At 70.4% G+C, this 15,623-nt stretch carries 18 protein-coding genes; 7 read left to right on the forward strand and 11 right to left on the reverse strand.

Going from position 1 to position 15,623, the window contains the following annotated elements:
• Positions 1-157: 157 nt before the first annotated feature.
• From ABZ078_RS39625 to ABZ078_RS39660, 8 genes are all read right to left on the reverse strand, one after another.
• On the reverse strand, positions 158-925 hold the full coding sequence (locus ABZ078_RS39625; protein ID WP_356583390.1) for a hypothetical protein: 768 nt from the start codon (positions 923-925) through the stop codon (positions 158-160).
• A gap of 47 nt (positions 926-972) precedes the next feature.
• A complete protein-coding gene (locus tag ABZ078_RS39630; protein WP_356583391.1) occupies positions 973-1,272 on the reverse strand; it encodes a 2Fe-2S iron-sulfur cluster-binding protein in 300 nt (99 codons plus the stop codon).
• A gap of 233 nt (positions 1,273-1,505) precedes the next feature.
• Positions 1,506-2,525, reverse strand: coding sequence for an NAD(P)/FAD-dependent oxidoreductase (locus ABZ078_RS39635; protein ID WP_356583392.1), 1,020 nt, complete (start codon positions 2,523-2,525; stop codon positions 1,506-1,508).
• 1 nt (position 2,526) lies between these two features.
• Positions 2,527-3,459 (reverse strand): 2-dehydropantoate 2-reductase, encoded by a 933-nt coding sequence (locus ABZ078_RS39640; protein WP_356583393.1) that lies wholly within the window; start codon positions 3,457-3,459, stop codon positions 2,527-2,529.
• A 132-nt stretch (positions 3,460-3,591) separates the two neighbouring features.
• Positions 3,592-4,188, reverse strand: a complete 597-nt coding sequence (locus ABZ078_RS39645; RefSeq protein WP_356583394.1) for a TetR/AcrR family transcriptional regulator — start codon at positions 4,186-4,188, stop codon at positions 3,592-3,594.
• Positions 4,189-4,419: 231 nt separating this feature from the next.
• On the reverse strand, positions 4,420-5,172 hold the full coding sequence (locus ABZ078_RS39650; protein ID WP_356583395.1) for a glucose 1-dehydrogenase: 753 nt from the start codon (positions 5,170-5,172) through the stop codon (positions 4,420-4,422).
• A 1-nt stretch (position 5,173) separates the two neighbouring features.
• Positions 5,174-5,872 carry an HAD family phosphatase gene (locus ABZ078_RS39655; protein ID WP_356583396.1) on the reverse strand — a complete coding sequence of 233 codons (699 nt, stop codon included), beginning with the start codon at positions 5,870-5,872 and terminating at the stop codon, positions 5,174-5,176.
• Positions 5,873-6,019: 147 nt separating this feature from the next.
• Positions 6,020-6,688, reverse strand: coding sequence for a ScbR family autoregulator-binding transcription factor (locus tag ABZ078_RS39660; RefSeq protein WP_356583397.1), 669 nt, complete (start codon positions 6,686-6,688; stop codon positions 6,020-6,022).
• A gap of 222 nt (positions 6,689-6,910) precedes the next feature.
• Here ABZ078_RS39660 and ABZ078_RS39665 point away from each other — a divergent pair, with 222 nt between their 5' ends.
• Positions 6,911-7,807 (forward strand): ScbA/BarX family gamma-butyrolactone biosynthesis protein, encoded by an 897-nt coding sequence (locus tag ABZ078_RS39665; protein ID WP_356583398.1) that lies wholly within the window; start codon positions 6,911-6,913, stop codon positions 7,805-7,807.
• A gap of 51 nt (positions 7,808-7,858) precedes the next feature.
• Here ABZ078_RS39665 and ABZ078_RS39670 read toward each other — a convergent pair whose 3' ends face one another.
• Together ABZ078_RS39670 and ABZ078_RS39675 are read right to left on the reverse strand one after the other, a co-directional pair.
• Positions 7,859-8,590, reverse strand: a complete 732-nt coding sequence (locus ABZ078_RS39670; protein WP_356583399.1) for an aspartate/glutamate racemase family protein — start codon at positions 8,588-8,590, stop codon at positions 7,859-7,861.
• 10 nt (positions 8,591-8,600) lie between these two features.
• Positions 8,601-9,392: an aspartate/glutamate racemase family protein gene (locus tag ABZ078_RS39675; RefSeq protein ID WP_356583416.1), complete on the reverse strand. Its 792-nt coding sequence runs from the start codon at positions 9,390-9,392 to the stop codon at positions 8,601-8,603.
• 221 nt (positions 9,393-9,613) lie between these two features.
• On the opposite strand from ABZ078_RS39675, the gene ABZ078_RS39680 reads away from it, so the two are divergent.
• Both ABZ078_RS39680 and ABZ078_RS39685 read left to right on the forward strand, forming a co-directional pair.
• Positions 9,614-10,585 carry a D-2-hydroxyacid dehydrogenase gene (locus tag ABZ078_RS39680; RefSeq protein WP_356583400.1) on the forward strand — a complete coding sequence of 324 codons (972 nt, stop codon included), beginning with the start codon at positions 9,614-9,616 and terminating at the stop codon, positions 10,583-10,585.
• A gap of 23 nt (positions 10,586-10,608) precedes the next feature.
• Entirely contained in the window at positions 10,609-12,009 is a 1,401-nt protein-coding gene (locus ABZ078_RS39685; protein WP_356583401.1) for an amidase, read from the forward strand.
• Here ABZ078_RS39685 and ABZ078_RS39690 read toward each other — a convergent pair.
• Positions 11,990-12,484, reverse strand: coding sequence for a DUF3830 family protein (locus ABZ078_RS39690; RefSeq protein WP_356583402.1), 495 nt, complete (start codon positions 12,482-12,484; stop codon positions 11,990-11,992). The two genes, ABZ078_RS39685 and ABZ078_RS39690, sit on opposite strands and share 20 nt — an antisense overlap.
• Positions 12,485-12,531: 47 nt before the next feature.
• Here ABZ078_RS39690 and ehuB point away from each other — a divergent pair, with 47 nt between their 5' ends.
• From ehuB to ehuA, 4 genes are read left to right on the forward strand one after another with little or no spacing between them, the layout of a single operon-like run.
• Positions 12,532-13,452 carry an ectoine/hydroxyectoine ABC transporter substrate-binding protein EhuB gene (ehuB, locus tag ABZ078_RS39695; protein ID WP_356583403.1) on the forward strand — a complete coding sequence of 307 codons (921 nt, stop codon included), beginning with the start codon at positions 12,532-12,534 and terminating at the stop codon, positions 13,450-13,452.
• Positions 13,449-14,171 (forward strand): ectoine/hydroxyectoine ABC transporter permease subunit EhuC, encoded by a 723-nt coding sequence (gene ehuC / locus ABZ078_RS39700; protein ID WP_356583404.1) that lies wholly within the window; start codon positions 13,449-13,451, stop codon positions 14,169-14,171. The genes ehuB and ehuC overlap by 4 nt, the downstream gene beginning before the upstream one ends.
• Positions 14,168-14,818 carry an ectoine/hydroxyectoine ABC transporter permease subunit EhuD gene (gene ehuD / locus ABZ078_RS39705; protein WP_356583405.1) on the forward strand — a complete coding sequence of 217 codons (651 nt, stop codon included), beginning with the start codon at positions 14,168-14,170 and terminating at the stop codon, positions 14,816-14,818. The genes ehuC and ehuD overlap by 4 nt, the downstream gene beginning before the upstream one ends.
• Positions 14,819-14,828: 10 nt before the next feature.
• Positions 14,829-15,605: an ectoine/hydroxyectoine ABC transporter ATP-binding protein EhuA gene (gene ehuA / locus ABZ078_RS39710; protein WP_356583417.1), complete on the forward strand. Its 777-nt coding sequence runs from the start codon at positions 14,829-14,831 to the stop codon at positions 15,603-15,605.
• Positions 15,606-15,623 lie beyond the last annotated feature (18 nt).

Genomic DNA, 15,623 nt, shown 5'->3' on the forward strand with positions numbered 1-15,623 from the left:
GGCATCGGGGGGTTGCTGTTGCCGGGGCTGGCGGTCGTCGGTGGATGCTCGGCCAGGGCCACCGCCAAGGCCCCGGGGGGGCGCGGGGAACTGCGCGACCAGCCACGACGGACCCGCGGAAGACCTACGGCCTGTCGCGGCCCTTCCAGCGGAGCGCTCAGGCGGCGGCCGTCTCCGCGACGGGCGTCTGAGTGGCGGCGAGGGTGTCCTCGTACAGCTCCTTGAAGTACAGAGCGAGGATCGACTGGTGCTCGCGCAGGTACGTGCGCAGCGCGTCGATGTCCTCCTCGTCACGGATCAGGAAACGCAGCGCCGCCCAGACCTCGCCCGGGTGGTCGTCGTTGATGTCGGTGTGCGAGTGGCTGATCTGGCCGCCGATCTTCTGCTCGCCGATCGACTCCTTGAGCGCGACGAGCTTGCCCGGCTCGAGCTTCACGTTCACGTACTCGACGAGGTAGGAGTACGCGACGACGCCGAGCGGGCCCTCGTGGTCGAGCAGATACGAGAAGTAGCCGGCGAGCAGCTTCGTCGACAGGTACGGCTCGGTCGCGAGGAACTCCTCGCGGGAGACGCCGATCTTGGCGAGGTCGTCGATGAAAAGCTCGTCGTGGAGCATCTCCTCCTGCTCGTAGGTCGCCCAGATCTGCGCGGCCTGCGGGTGGCGCTTGGCTATCTCGGTCAGCGCCTTGGACTCGGCGACGCGCAGCAGGCGGATGCGCCAGGCGGTCTCGATGAGGTGGCGCTTGTAGTACGCCGAGTCGACGTTCTTGCCCTCGAGGTGGGCGGCGGCCGGAACGCTCGCGTACCACTCCTCGATCTGCTGGTCGATCTGCTGGTCCATCTGCGCCCGCAGCTCGACGGAGGCGGCGGCGTTCAGGAACGGGGTACCGGCTTCGTACCCGACGTGGGCAACACGGTTGCGCATGGCTGCTGTCTCTCCCTTGTGAATCGTGTGGTGAATCAGGTGGGGGGTCACTGGTCGTCCGCGACGCGGACCGTCGCGGCGCTGATGAGGCGGCACTGGCAGGCCAGGCGGTAGTTCCCGTCCGCCCGGCCGAGGTCCTCGAGGAAATCGGCCTCTTCGGGATCCATCTCGCCGAGTGACTCGAAGCCGTCGAGCACCTCGATCACGCAGGCGCCGCACGCTCCCGACTGACAACCGAACGGAATGACTCGCCGCGAGGTCTCGTATTCGAGCTCGGTCAGGGGCGAGCCCACTGGAAGGAGGACTTCCAGGCCGTGCGGCATCAGGGTCAGTTTCTTGAGGTCCATTGCTGCGTGACTCCCTGAGGGCAGGTCGGATTCCGGCCGTGCCGGGCCGGGGACGGATGTCCGGAGGTGTCGGGCCGCACGGTGCCGTGGCACCTCGTGCGGGGTGGGGTGCGGGGTCCGGGATGGGGGCGCGGGCGTGCAGGCGTGCCGAGTCGTGCCGCGCCGTGCGGAAATCTCGCCGCACGCGGGTGGGCTGTGCCGGACTTCGCCGGCGTGTGAGGGCGGCGCAGGGGTCAGGTGACGGAGGCGGCCCGCAGCCGCGGCTCGGGCGCGGGCACGGCGTCGGAGGAGTGGCCCGGCGCCAGGCGCTCGCCGGGCCGCAGGGCCACGGCCGCGTGATTGACCGCGGTGGCGGCCTCTCCGAAGCCGACCGAGATCAAAGGCACCCGGCCGGGGTAGGTACAGCCGTCCCCGGCCGCGTAGACCAAGGGCAGACTGGTCCGCATGGTCGCGTCGACCTTGATCTGCCGGTACTCCAGTTCGATGCCCCAGTCGGCGATGGGTCCGAGGTTGGCGGAGAAACCGAGCGCGGTGATCAGGGTGTGCGCGGGCAGCGTCAGCAGGTCGTCACCGGCCCGGATCTCGACCCCTGCGAGCCACGTCTCCCCCAGGCAGCGGGTGATCTGAGCGTCCGTGAGGACACGTACCGGCGCGGCACGCAGCTGCCGCACGCTGTGCTCGTGGGCACGGAACGTGCCGCGGCGGTGCACGAGGGTGACGGAGCGGGCGAGGGGAGCCAGAGCGAGCGCCCAGTCCACGGCGCTGTCACCGCCGCCGGCGATCACCACGTCACGGTCTCGGTGCTCGTCGAGGCGCGGCACGTGATACGTCACGCCGCGGCCTTCGAGGTGTACGGCGGCCGGCAGTTGGCGCGGGACGAACCTGCCCAGACCGGCCGTGATGAGCACCGCACCGGCGTCCACCCGGGTGCCGCGGTCGGTCCGCAGCGTCCATCGGGGTCCGGTCCGGGTGAGCGTGGTCGCGGTCTGTCCGAGGAGGTAGCGGGGTTCGAACGGGGCCGCCTGGCGGACGAGGTTGTCGACGAGGTCGCGTCCCTTGATCGCGGGGTGCGCGGCGACGTCGTAGAGCAGCTTCTCCGGGTACATCGCGGCCACTTGACCGCCGACGTGCGGCAGGGTGTCCAGGACGGCGGTGGTCAGGCCCCGGAAGCCGGCGTAATAGGCGGCGTAGAGTCCGCTGGGTCCGGCGCCGACGATGGCGAGGTCGACGGCCGGCTCGGCTACTGAGTGCACGTCAATCTCCCTGCGCGTGGTCGGCGTCGGCGATCGCGCGTGCCTCGCGCACGCTCAGCACGTCGTGGAGGAAGGAGTTGACCGGGGTCGCCACGCCGCTCTCGGCGCCCAGCCGCACCACCGCGCCGGTGAGCGCCTCGAGTTCCGAGGGCCGGCCGGCCAGCAGGTCGCGCTGGAGCGAGGAGGTGCCGGCGGCGGGCTGCTGGTCGACGAAGTCCAGGGACCTGTGCACCACGTCGTGCGCCAGGTTCACGTTCCGGGCCCGGGCGACGCGCTCGATCTCGGCCATCGCCTCCGTCAGCAGCCGCCGGGTCCGTGGCTGGGTGCGCAGTTCGCCGATCGTGGCGTCCGCCGCCGCGCCGAGTCCGCCGAACGGCACGATGAAGAGGAACTTGGCCCACAGCTCGGCCCAGATGTCCTTGAGCATCCCGCCCTCGATCCCGGCGCCCGCGAGCGCGTCGGACAGTCGGCGGGCGCGATCGGAAGTCTGACCGTCCCATTCCCCGAAGCCCAGGAGGCCGAGGCCGCCGAGGTGGCGGACGCGGCCGGGCGAGTCGAGCAGGCTGATCACCTTCGCGATCCCGGGCATGACCGCCGCACCGCCGAGCGCCTCGGCCACCTGGCCCGGTGCCTCGACGCCGTTCTGCACGGTGACGACCGCCGTCGCCGGGCCCAGCAGCGGCCGCACGGTCTTCAGCGCGGGCTCCAGCTGCCAGGTCTTCACACAGAGCAGCACATAGTCGACGACTCCGATCTCCGTGCTGTCGTGTGTCGCCCGTACCGGAACGACCGAGACGCCACCGTCCGGGCTCTCGATCGCGAGCCCGCCGCCGCGAAGCGCGTCGAGGTGGGCGCCTCGCGCCACGAAGTGCACGTCCTCACCCGCTGCGGCGAGGCGGCCTCCGAAGTAACCGCCGATACCACCTGCTCCCACCACCGCGATTCTCACGGCGTTTCCCCCCGTTCTCGTCCAGCGGCCCTGCCTACCCCCAGAAGAATAGAGAACGATCGCTTTTTTTTCTAGAGGTTTCTCGGCACAAACCGGTCGACCACCCGGAAGCGCAGGTCAGACCCAGGCCGCGGCCCCGCACAGCACCACCGCCCACAGGCGTTCCATCTGCACCGCCGCCTCCGTCGGCGCCTCGTCGGCCCCGGTACGTACGGCCGCCTCCGCCCCGGCCACCAGATGCACCACCAGAGCGGCCATGACCTGCGGGTCCACCTCCGGCCGCAGCTCCCGACGGCACTGCGCCTCGACCACCAGCCGCCGCACCACGGGCAGCCAGGCGCCCACCCAGCCGTCGACATCGGGACAGTCGTCGGGACAGTCCCGGGCGAGCCGGGCCGCGGACCGGACGACGACATCCGTCTCCAGGAGGTGGACCAGCCCGACGGTCAGCCGGACCAGCGAGGCCGTGGCGGGGCCGGGGGCGCTCACCAGCTGCCGTGTCCGGTCGTCGACGATCACGCGGGCGTCGGCCCGCACCGCGTCGGCGAGCTCACGTTTGGAGGTGAAGTGAAAGGTCAGCGCCCCCATGGACACGTGGGCGCGGTTGCAGATCCGGGCCAGCGTGGCTCTGTCGTAGCCGTTCTCGTCGATCTCGGCGGCGGCGGCCAGCACCAGGCACCGACGGGTCCGGGCGGACCTCTCCTGAATGACCAAGGGTCACCTCCGGTTCACTGACAGGGACAATACCGAAGCGATCGTTCGCTTTGTTTTTCCTGGCTTTTATTGTCCAGGACCTTGCCCCTTCCCGTAAGACGGCGCGGCAGCACGGCCCGCCCGGCTCCTCCATGAGGCGGCGCGTGTTCCCGCGCCGGACGCGACGAGGGGCGACCCCCGGGGAGGCCGCCCCTCGTGCGCCGCCCCGGGCATCGGGGCGGCTCGCCATCGTCAGACGGCGGTCCTCCCGCCGTCCACGGGCATCGCCGTACCGGTGACGAATCCGGCCCGCTCGCTGCACAGCCAGGCGGCGGCCTGGGCGATCTCTTCCGGCGCGGCCATGCTCCGGCGCAGCGTGTGCGCGACGAACCGTTCCTCCAGCTGGGGCGAGTCGGACAGCACCCGGTCCATCATCTCGGTCCGGGTGCTGCCCACGACCAGCGCGTTGGCCCGGATCCCGCGATCGCCGTACTCCCGCGCGGCGGCCCGGGTCAGACCGATCACCGCGTGTTTCGCGGCGACATACGCGGCCGACGCGCCCGAGGCGAGCACGCCGGCGACGCTGGAGGTGTTCACCACGGCCCCGCCGCCGGACGCCAGCATCGCCGGGATCTGGTACCGCAGGCAGTTCCAGACGCCCCGCACGTTGACGTCCATGGTCCGGACGTAGTCCTCGTCGGTCATCTCGTGCAGGGAGGGGCCGATGGTGGCGTAACCGGCGTTGTTGAAGGCGGCGTCCAGCTTTCCGAAGGCGTCGACGGCCGTCTCGACACACCTTTCGACCGCCGAGGACGAGGTCACATCGCCCTCCACCACGACCGCCCGCCCGCCGGCCGCACGGATCTCCTCCGCGAGGCTCGCCAGCCGGTCGCCACGCCGCGCCATGAGCACCACGGCCGCCCCCTCGGCGGCGAACAACCGAGCCGCCGCCGCTCCTATGCCGCTGGACGCGCCGGTGATCATGGCGACTCTGCCGCTCAGCATGTCAGCCCCGCCAGAAGTCGCCGAGGGCCGCCTCGCGGTCCACCGTGCGCAGCAGGTCCTCGTCGATGGCGTCCAGGGAGCGGACCAGGTGCCGCACACCGGTCTCACGCATCAACTGCGGCTGGAAGCTGGCCTCGTAGTCGGTGGGATGACCGATGAACGGGACACCCAGGTCCTTGGCCGCACGGCCCACGTTCGCCACGTCGTCGATGAAGACGGCCTCGTCGTACCGCAGCCCGAAGTACTCGGTGACGATCTCGTGAATGCCCGGACGGAAAGCGTCGGTGCAGATGTACCCGGGCTGGTCGAAGAGTTCGGCGTGCGCGCCGAGGAACTCGTCGAAGTGGTCCTTGGCCAGGCCGCCGTAGCAGACGGTCCTGAGCCCCAGGGCGCGCAGCCGCTGAAGCAGCTCGACGGCACCGTCGTTGAGCCTCACCGGGTGGTTCGCCACGTACTGTGCGCGTTCCCGGAAGTACACCTCCAACGCCTCTTCCGGCGTGATCGGCCCGTCGATCGCCTCGGCGAGGTACCGGCTCGCGACCTGGCGCGACTGCGAGAAGATGCTGCGCTCCACCTCGGCGGTGTAGGCGTGCCCCCGGCTCACCAGGAACTGGTGGATGACGGGGCTGAACGTGTCGTTGAGCAGAACACCGTCGATGTTCACCGCGGCCAGGCGCAGCCGACTGAGCGTACGAACCATGAAATTCCCCCTGCTGACGTCGCAGCCGAACACCATGAAAGAGCCGCATCGCCATGGGCACGGCAATGCGGACCCGGTGCACCTTACTTGCCGACGACGGGCGGATCACGGGAATCGGGCGATCCCGGCCCGGCAGTCAGGACGACGTCATCCGACGGCCTCACCCGAGGAGGCGGTCCGGGCCATGGCCTCCACGGCCGGACCGACCCGCGCGGGATCCAGCTCGGTACGGGAGATCACCGCCGGTACGGCGACGCCGGGCAGCAGCAGTCGCCACATCCGCACCACCCGGTCCAACAGGTCGGCCCGGCCACTCTTCGCCGCCGCGTACATCTGCATGCCCGTACAGGCCTCGACGACCAGCTCGGCGAGTTCCCACGGCTCGACACCGGCCTGCAGCTCACCCTTCTCCTGGGCGACCCGCAGACAGTCCTCCATTATCTGACTCCACTCCTGGTAGGGGCTGGAGTCGCGCAGACCGAAGGAGTCCTGCTCCCCGGTGAGCCGGACCCCTGCCCGCAGCAGCGGGTCCGCCTGCAGCTGGCGTGCCCAGATCAGCGTGATGTCGACCAGCCGTTGCAGCCCCTGCGATTGGAGCAGCGGGACGATCGTGTCCGGCTGGGCGCTCATCACCGCCTTGGCCAGGCCCTCCTTGGAGCCGAAGTGGAAGTACAGGGCGCCCGCCGTGACCCCGGCCCGCTGGAGGATACGACTGATGCTGGCACCGGCGAAGCCGTACTCGTCGAACACCTCCGCGGCGGCGCGGATGATCGCCTCGCGCGTCTGTATCGCCCGCTCCTGCTTGGGTTGCCGCACAGCTCACCCTCCTTTGCGTTATGGAAACGTTCCTTATGTTATCGCGGCAGGCGGAACCTGTACGTCCACCTTCTCGCCATCCTCTTTGACCATTTCCACACCCTTCCTTTGCCTGCTCTTTTCCAAAAACAAAACGAGCACTCTTTATGTTGTGGACGCATCAACGCAGTACCTCCATGTCCCTGCACACGAGGGTCTGACGTTCATCACAGGGGGATCCGCATGTTCGCCACAGCCCAGGTGCCACGCGAGTACGTACACAAGAGAGTCGAGTCCGAGGTGCTCCTCACCGGATGCCGCACCGTCGGAACCGACAGCTTCCACATCACCGCGCGCTGGCCGGCCGACCACCACTTCTACCGTCCCGTACACGGCCTGATCGACCCGATGCTCGCGGCCGAGTCGATACGTCAGGCGGTGCCGCTGCTCAGCCACACCGCCTACGACGTCCCGTTCGGACACAAGCAGTCCTGGCACTTCTACCGGCAGACGCTCGCGCCCGAGGCTCTGGCCGACGCCGGGACGGCGGCCGAGATCGACCTGTTCGTCTCCTGCTCCGACGTCACCCGCCGAGCCGGTCGGCTGGCCTCGCTCACCATGCACGTCGAGATGGTCCGCGACGGCCTCCCGCTCGGCACGGCCGAGTTGGGCTTCCGCGATCACGCGCCGGCCATCTACCGGCGGCTGCGCGGCCGGTACGCGGACATCGACGCAGCCGTCGCCGGAGCCATCCCGCTCGCACCTCCGGTCGCCCCCGAAAGGGTCGCCCGCGCGCACCTCACCGACGTCGTGCTGTCGGCGACGGATGCGCCCAGCCGCAGTCAGCTACGGGTCGACCTCGCGCATCCCGTGCTGTTCGACCACCCGGTCGACCACGTGCCGGGCATGCTCCTGCTCGAAGCCGCGCGCCAGTCGGCCCACAAGACGGGGCACCCGGCCCCGACCGTGGCCGTCGGCCTGGATGCCGTCTTCAGCCGCTATGTGGAGCTGGACGCCCCGTGCTGGATCCAGGCCGACCGCGAACCGGCGGACACCGGCCGGCAGCGGGTGCGCGTGGAGGCGGTGCAGAACGGGGAAAGCCGCTTCACCGCCACCGTGGCACTGGCTCCGGTCGCGTAGCGCTCAGGAGACCTGGGCTCCGTGGTCGCCATGCCGAGCACGGAGCCCTGATCACACCTGCACGATCGGCTCCCGCGTGAACAGCGACCCCAGTTCCGGTGCGTTCACCCGGCGGTCGGTCAGCCGCAGGGCCTCCCAGACCGTGACCTGGTTGGCGGTGAGGACCGGCTTGCCCACGAGCTGTTCCAGCGCCGGGAGGTGGGAGGCGGTGTGCAGGGCGGTGTCGGGGAGCAGGATCGCCTCGGCGTCGGGGTGGTCCGCCTCCCTCGCCAGGGCGAACAGCTCCTTTTCACCCCAGGTGCCGACCTCGGCCGCGGTGATGATCCCAGAGCCGCGGACCGCCACCACCTCCACGTCCGCGGCCCGCAGGAAGTCGGCGAAGAGACGGGCCACGTCGTCCGGGTACGTCGCGCCGATCGCCACCCGCCGCACCCCGAGCTCCCGGATCGCGTGCACGAAGGCGAACGACGTCGACGAGGCCGGCATACCCGCCGCGACGGCGAGGGCGCGCACCTGCTCGTGGGCGCCCTCCCAGCCGTAGACGAAGCTGCCGGACGTGCACGCCCACACCACCGCCTCGGCGCCCGTCAGCCGCAGCTCCTCCACGCCCTCCGCGAGCCGCTCGGCGGAGCCCATCTGCCGCAGCGCGTCCTCCCGGTGCGCGTCCTCGCCGATGTCGGTGTGCACCAGGTCGACGCGGATGTCGCTGGCGAGGAGCTGCTCGATGCGTGGGTAGTCGTCCTCGGCGGAGTGGCCCGGGTAGAGGAATCCGAGTGCGGTCATGTCAGCCTTCCTACTGCTGTTCCTGCTCTGGAACATCCGGCACGTCCGGTAGTACGGAGCCGCCGCGCGCCGCCGGATCGATCAGCGCCTGATACGGCCCCACGGCTCGGGTACCCAGCCGACGCAGCGCAGCCCACATCGTGACCTGGTTGGCGGAGAGCACCGGGATGCGCAGCTCGGCCTCCAGCTGGGGGATCACGTCGTAGGTGGGCAGGTTGGTGCAGCTGATGAACAGGGCGTCGGCGGGACGGCGCACGGCCCTGCGGGCCATGTCCGCCACGTCGCGGTACGGCACCTTCCAGATGTGCCGCGTCAGCCCCATGAACGCGCACCCCGTGACGACGGCCCCTGCCTCCGCCACGTACGCCTCCAGCGCCCGCGTCACCGACACGGTGTACGGCGTCACCAGCGCCACCCGCCGTACGCCCAGCTCGGCCAGCGCCTCCAGCAGGGCCCCGGACGTGGTGACCGCCGGTATCGCCCCCGCCCGTGTCATCGCCTCGCACATGGCCCGCTCGCCCGCGACGCCGCCGACGAAGCTGCCGGAGGTGCAGGCGTAGGCGACCACCTCGGGCGCGATCGCGGTCAGGGTGCGCACGCCGTCGCTCAGCGTCTCGTGCTCGCTGACGAGACGGGCCAGATCGAGGCTGACCTCGACCGGCACGTACGGAGTCCGGGTCAGGTGCAGCGAGACCTCGTCCGGCACCCAGCGCCACAGTTCCCGGTCCAGCGCGAAGTCGAAGGGGGCGACGACTCCGACACCGCGCTGGTGCCGGGGTCCGCCGAGGAAGGAGATGTCCATGGAGCTCATGGCAGGCACCGCCCTCACTACGAGAAATAGGTGAGCAACGGACCGTACGCACGCCCGTGTTGACGAAGGTAGGTTCGGGTGCGAGCGTGGTCAAACCTCGCATGTCAGACGGCCGTCCCTTCCAGTGAACCGCTGAGTAACGTCGCCCGCACCTCCCGAGAAACGCCCCCCCACGCACCCGCACCCACACACACCGGAGAAGCGACCCTCGTATGACGGCACCCGCACCCCCACCCGCCTCCCCGCCCACCCTCCTCGTCCTCGACGCCGACCCCCTGCCCCGTCTCGGCCGCCTCACCGGACGCGCCCGCGTCGAGCACGCGGACGCCTCGACCCTCGCCGAGCGGCTGCCGCACGCCGACGTCCTGCTGGTCTGGGACTTCACCTCGCACGCCGTACGCCACGCCTGGCCCGGCCAGGGCCCGCGGCCGCGCTGGGTGCACACGGCGAGCGCGGGCGTGGACCACCTGATGTGCCCGGAGCTCACCGCGTCCGACACCGTGGTCACCAACGCGCGCGGCGTCTTCGACCAGCCGATCGCCGAGTACGTCGCCGCGCTGGTGCTGGCGATGGCGAAGGACCTGCCGAGGACCCTGGAGCTCCAGCGCTCCCGGGAGTGGCGGCACCGCGAGGGGCAGCGCGTGGCCGGCACGCGCGCGTGCGTGGTCGGGTCCGGTCCCATCGGCCGTACGATCGCCCGCACGCTCAAGGCGCTCGACATCACCACCGCGCTGGTCGGCCGGACCCCGCGCACCGGCATCCACGGCCCCGACGACCTCGACCGGCTGATCGCCCGCGCCGACTGGGTGATCGCCGCCGCGCCGCTCACCGAGCAGACGCACGGCATGTTCGACGCCCGCCGCTTCGGCGTCATGCAGCCGTCCGCGCGGTTCATCAACGTCGGACGCGGGCAGCTCGTCGTGGCGGAGGCGCTGGCCGAGGCGCTGTCGAAGCGGTGGATCGCGGGGGCGGCGCTCGACGTCTTCGAGCACGAACCCCTCACCCCGGACAGCCCGTTGTGGGAGATGCCCGGTCTGATCGTCTCCCCGCACATGAGCGGGGACACCCTCGGCTGGCGGGATGAACTCGGCCGTCAGTTCGTGGAGCTGTACGAGAGGTGGGAGGCGGGCAGACCGCTGCTGAACGTGGTCGACAAGCAGCGCGGGTACGTACCCGGACGCTGACGTCTACGGCTGGAGGGCGACCCATGACGGATCTCACCGAACTGACCGCCGTACAACTCCTCGACGGTTACCGGAAGGGAGAGTTCAGCCCGGTCGACGCCACCCGCGCGACCCTGGAACGGGCCGAGCGGATCCAGCCGGAGGTGGGCGCCTTCGTGCGCCTCACCGCCGACGCGGCCCTCGCGCAGGCCCACGAGTCGGCCGAGCGCTGGCGGCGCGGCGCACCGGCCGGTCTGCTCGACGGCGTGCCGGTCACGGTCAAGGACATCCTGCTGATGCGCGGCGCACCGACACTGAAGGGCTCGAAAACCATCTCGCAGAAGGGCAGTTGGGACGAGGACGCCCCCTCCGTGGCCCGGCTGCGCGCGCACGGCGCCGTCTTCCTCGGCAAGACGACCACGCCCGAGTTCGGCTGGAAGGGCGTCACCGACTCGCCCCTGTCCGGCGTCACCCGCAATCCGTACGACCCGACGCGCACCGCGGGCGGCTCCAGCGGCGGCGCGGGCGCGGCCGTGGCACTCGGCGCGGGACCGCTCGCACTCGGCACGGACGGCGGCGGCAGTGTCCGCATCCCGGCGGCCTTCTGCGGCATCTTCGCCCTGAAACCGACGTACGGCCGCGTCCCGCTCTACCCCGCCAGCGCGTTCGGCACCTTGGCGCATGTCGGCCCGATGACCCGCGACGCGGCCGACGCGGCCCTGCTCCTCGACGTCATCGGCGCCCCCGACTCCCGCGACTGGTCGGCCCTCCCGCCGCCGCCCGGCTCCTTCGCGTCGGGCCTGACCGGCGGCGTGCACGGCCTGCGCGTCGCCTACTCGCCCACCTTCGGGGGGCAGGTGGCGGTGCGCCCGGCGGTCGCGGCGGCGGTGCGGCGGGCGGTGGAGCGGCTGGCGGGTCTCGGGGCGTACGTCGAGGAGGCCGACCCCGACTTCACCGACCCGGTGGACGCCTTCCACACCCTGTGGTTCACCGGGGCGGCCCGGGTGACCCAGCATCTCGGGCCGCACCAGCGGGACCTGCTCGACCCCGGCCTGAGGGAGATCTGCGACGCCGGCGCCCGCCTCAGCGCCCTCGACTACCTGGCCGCGGTCGACGTCCGCATGGAACTCGGCCGCCGCATGGGCCACTTCCACGACACCCACGACCTCTTGGTCACCCCGACCCTCCCGCTCACCGCCTTCGAGGCGGGCGCGGAGGTCCCGAAGGGTTCGGGGCACCGCCGCTGGACGGGCTGGACTCCGTTCACGTACCCCTTCAACCTCACCCAGCAGCCGGCGGCGACCGTCCCCGTCGGTACGGACGGGGACGGCCTGCCGATCGGTCTGCAGATCGTGGCCGCCCGGCACCGGGACGATCTGGTGCTGCGGGCGGCGCACGCGCTCTACGAGGCCGGGATCGCCGGGCTCACGCCCTGCGGAAGCTGAGGGACTCCCCCAGCGCCCCCGACCGCCACAGGTCGTTGCAGCCCTGGGCCATCTCCTCCAGGCCCGCCACGACCTGGCCCCAGACGATGCCGGGCACCCAGCCCACGTCGCCGTTCAGGAGCAGGTTGTTGCGCTCGTAGAACAGGGCCAGGTCGACCAGCGTGGTGCCGGGGCGGACCTCACGGTCGTAGCCGTAGGACTTGGTGCCCAGCTCCGTGCCCGCGAAGGCGAAATAGCAGAGATCGCCGGGGATGGGGGTGACTGTCGGGTTTTCCAGGGGCGGCTCCGTTTCCGCGAAGGGCGGGAAGAGGGCGTAGATCTCGTTGCGGGCGTACTTGGCGTGGTAGACGTCGCCGGTCAGGGGCAGGGCGTCCCAGACGGCCGCGCAGGTGAGCGGGGCGCGGTCGTCCAGGAGTTTCGCCGTGCAGGTGATTCCACGCTTGACCAGCGACACCTCGATGAACCGTTCAGTCATGCAATCCAGGGTGCATACATCGCATGGTCTCGGGTAGCCGCGCCGCCATGGCTCCACCACTGGAACATGTCGAAACACATGTCGGACACAGATCGGGCACCCCCACACGCCGGTCGCTGCTCGCGGGGGTGGCGGCGCTCGGCGCGCTGGGCGCGGCGGGTTGCTCCCGCGTGGCCACGGCCTCCACCGAGGAAGGCGGCGAACTGCTCGACCGGCTGCGCGCCGCCGGCGTCGTACGGCTCGGGATCGCGGGTGAGATTCCCTTCGGGTACATCGACAAGAACGGCGAACTCACCGGTGAGGCGCCCGAGCTGGCGAAGGTCATCTTCAAGCGGCTCGGGGTGGACCGGGTGCAGCCCGTTCCCACCGAGTTCGGCTCGCTGATCCCCGGGCTCAACTCGCAGCAGTTCGATGTCGTCGCCGCCGGGATGTACGTCAATCCCGAGCGCTGTGAGCAGGTCATCTTCTCCGACCCCGACTATCAGATGCTCGACTCCTTCATCGTCCGCAAGGGCAATCCCAAGGGGCTGCACGACTACAAGGACGTCGTCGAGAAGAAGGCCAAGTTCGCCACCGGGACCGGCTATGCCGAGATCCAGTACGCCGTCGAGGCGGGGTACGAGGAGAGCGACATCCTCATCGTGCCGGACCAGGTCGCGGGGCTGAACGCCGTCGAGGCGGGACGCGTGGACGTCTTCGCCGGTACGGCGCTCACCACCCGCGAGGTCGTCAAGAAGTCGGCCAAGGCCGAGGCCACCGAGCCGTTCAAGCCGATCGTGGACGGCAAACCGCACGTCGACGGCGGCGCCTTCGCCTTCCGGCCGACCGAGACGAAGCTGCGGGACGCCTTCAACGTCGAGCTTCACAAGCTGAAGGAGAGCGGGGAGCTGCTGCGCATCCTCAAGCCCTTCGGCTTCACCGAGGCCGAGATGACCGACCTCACCGCGAAGGAGCTGTGCGGCGGATGACCTCGGGACTCTGGGAACTCGTACTGCAAGGAATCTGGATCACCGTCCAGCTTCTGGTGCTGAGCGCGCTGGTGGCCGCGGCGGTCGCCTTCGGGGTCGGCATGGCCCGCACCCACCGGCTGTGGATCGTCCGCTTCCTGGCGGGCCTCTACACCGAGGTGTTCCGCGGGACCTCCGCCCTGATCATGATCTTCTGGGTGTTCTTCGTGCTGCCGGTCGCGTTCGGCTGGCAGCTGGTCCCGCTGTGGGCCGGCACGCTGGCACTCGGACTGACCTACGGGGCGTACGGCGCCGAGATCGTGCGCGGCGCCCTCAACTCCGTCGACCCGGCCCAGCGTGAGGGCGGGATCGCGCTCAGCTTCACACCGTGGCAGCGGATGCGGCTGATCCTGCTGCCGCAGGCGGTGCCGGAGATGATCCCCTCCTTCACCAACCTGCTGGTGGAGCTGTTGAAGGGCACGGCCCTGGTGTCCGTCATGGGCATGGGCGACCTGGCCTTCAGCGCCAACCTGGTGCGCCTCGCGCTGCAGGAGAGCGCGGAGATCTACACGTACGTCCTGCTGATCTACTTCGTCATCGCCTTCCTGCTCACGCGGGGGATGCGCGGACTGGAACGCAAGCTCAAGGCCGGTGTCGGCAAGCCCGTCGGGCGCACGCCCGACCAGGAGCTGCACCGTCCTGAGACGACCGGCGTGGGCGCGGGAGGTGCTCTCGGATGACCTGGGACTGGGGCGCTGTCGCCGACTTCATGCCACGCTTCTGGGACGGGCTGCTGCTCACCCTCCAGATCCTGGCCCTCGGCTCGCTGATCTCGTTCGCGCTGGGCCTGGTGTGGGCGCTGCTGATGCGCACGCCGAGCCGCTGGGTGTGCTGGCCGGTCGGAGCGGTCACGGAGTTCATCCGCAACACTCCGCTGCTGGTGCAGTTGTTCTTCCTGTTCTATGTGCTGCCCGAGTGGGGCTTCACCTTCTCGGCGCTGACCACCGGCGTCTTCGCGATCGGGCTGCACTACTCGACGTACACGATGCAGGTCTACCGCGCCGGAATCGAGGCGGTGCCGGCCGGCCAGTGGGAGGCCGCGACGGCGCTGAACCTGCCGGTGACCCGGACGTGGCGGGTGGTGATCCTGCCGCAGGCGATCCGCCGGGTCGTGCCGGCGCTCGGCAACTACGTCATCGCGATGCTCAAGGACACCCCGATCCTGATGACGATCACGGTCATGGAGATGCTCGGCGCGGCGCGGCTGTTCGCGCAGGAGAACTTCCAGTTCACCGAGCCCCTGACGGTCATCGGTGTGGCCTTCATCCTCATCGCCTACCCGGCCTCCCTTCTCGTACGAGCCCTGGAGCGACGCCTTGTCCGCTGACACCCCGCTGATGAAAGAACCCGACGCGAGCGCCAACCCGCCGGTGGACGGCGGCGAGCTGATCCGCTTCGACAACGTCACCAAGCGCTTCGGATCCAACACGGTGCTCGACCGGCTCGACTTCTCCGTCGCGTCCGGCAAGCACGTGACCCTGATCGGGCCCTCCGGCTCCGGCAAGACGACGATCCTGCGCCTGCTGATGACCCTGGCCAAGCCCGACGAGGGCACGATCACGGTCGCCGGGGAGCAGCTGTTCCCGGCCCCGGAGAAGCAGGTCCGCGAGGTCCGCAAGAAGATCGGGATGGTGTTCCAGCAGTTCAACCTGTTCCCGAACATGTCGGTGCTGCGCAACATCACCGAGGCCCCGGTCACCGTGCTCGGCCTGTCCAAGGACGAGGCGGAGGCACGCGCCCGTGAGCTGCTGGACATGGTGGGCCTCGCCGACAAGTGCGACGCCCGCCCGACCCAGCTCTCCGGCGGCCAGCAGCAGCGGGTGGCGATCGCCCGGGCGCTGGCGATGCGGCCGCAGGTGCTGCTGCTCGACGAGGTGACCTCGGCGCTGGACCCGGAGCTGGTGGCGGGCGTCCTGGACGTCCTGCGGGACATCGCGCGCAGCACCGACATCACCATGCTCTGCGTGACCCACGAGATGAACTTCGCCCGGGACATCTCGGACCAGGTCCTGATGTTCGACTCCGGCCGGGTCATCGAGTCCGGCTCGCCGGAGAAGATCTTCAACGATCCCGCGAAGGACCGCACCCGGGAGTTCCTGTCCGCGGTGCTGTGAGCGCCGTCGGCGGAGCAT

The sequence above is a fragment of the Streptomyces sp. NPDC006385 genome, from assembly GCF_040612485.1.
Classification (GTDB): domain Bacteria; phylum Actinomycetota; class Actinomycetes; order Streptomycetales; family Streptomycetaceae; genus Streptomyces.

Coding starts and splice junctions, on each gene's coding strand:
- ABZ078_RS39690 (WP_356583402.1), bottom strand. CDS start 12,484: ATGACTGAACGGTTCATCGAGGTGTCGCTGGTCAAGCGTGGAATCACC.
- ehuA (WP_356583417.1), top strand. CDS start 14,829: ATGAAAGAACCCGACGCGAGCGCCAACCCGCCGGTGGACGGCGGCGAG.
- ABZ078_RS39680 (WP_356583400.1), top strand. CDS start 9,614: ATGACGGCACCCGCACCCCCACCCGCCTCCCCGCCCACCCTCCTCGTC.
- ABZ078_RS39650 (WP_356583395.1), bottom strand. CDS start 5,172: ATGCTGAGCGGCAGAGTCGCCATGATCACCGGCGCGTCCAGCGGCATA.
- ehuC (WP_356583404.1), top strand. CDS start 13,449: ATGACCTCGGGACTCTGGGAACTCGTACTGCAAGGAATCTGGATCACC.
- ehuD (WP_356583405.1), top strand. CDS start 14,168: ATGACCTGGGACTGGGGCGCTGTCGCCGACTTCATGCCACGCTTCTGG.
- ABZ078_RS39630 (WP_356583391.1), bottom strand. CDS start 1,272: ATGGACCTCAAGAAACTGACCCTGATGCCGCACGGCCTGGAAGTCCTC.
- ABZ078_RS39625 (WP_356583390.1), bottom strand. CDS start 925: ATGCGCAACCGTGTTGCCCACGTCGGGTACGAAGCCGGTACCCCGTTC.
- ABZ078_RS39665 (WP_356583398.1), top strand. CDS start 6,911: ATGTTCGCCACAGCCCAGGTGCCACGCGAGTACGTACACAAGAGAGTC.
- ABZ078_RS39655 (WP_356583396.1), bottom strand. CDS start 5,872: ATGGTTCGTACGCTCAGTCGGCTGCGCCTGGCCGCGGTGAACATCGAC.
- ABZ078_RS39675 (WP_356583416.1), bottom strand. CDS start 9,392: ATGGACATCTCCTTCCTCGGCGGACCCCGGCACCAGCGCGGTGTCGGA.
- ABZ078_RS39685 (WP_356583401.1), top strand. CDS start 10,609: ATGACGGATCTCACCGAACTGACCGCCGTACAACTCCTCGACGGTTAC.
- ABZ078_RS39670 (WP_356583399.1), bottom strand. CDS start 8,590: ATGACCGCACTCGGATTCCTCTACCCGGGCCACTCCGCCGAGGACGAC.
- ehuB (WP_356583403.1), top strand. CDS start 12,532: ATGGCTCCACCACTGGAACATGTCGAAACACATGTCGGACACAGATCG.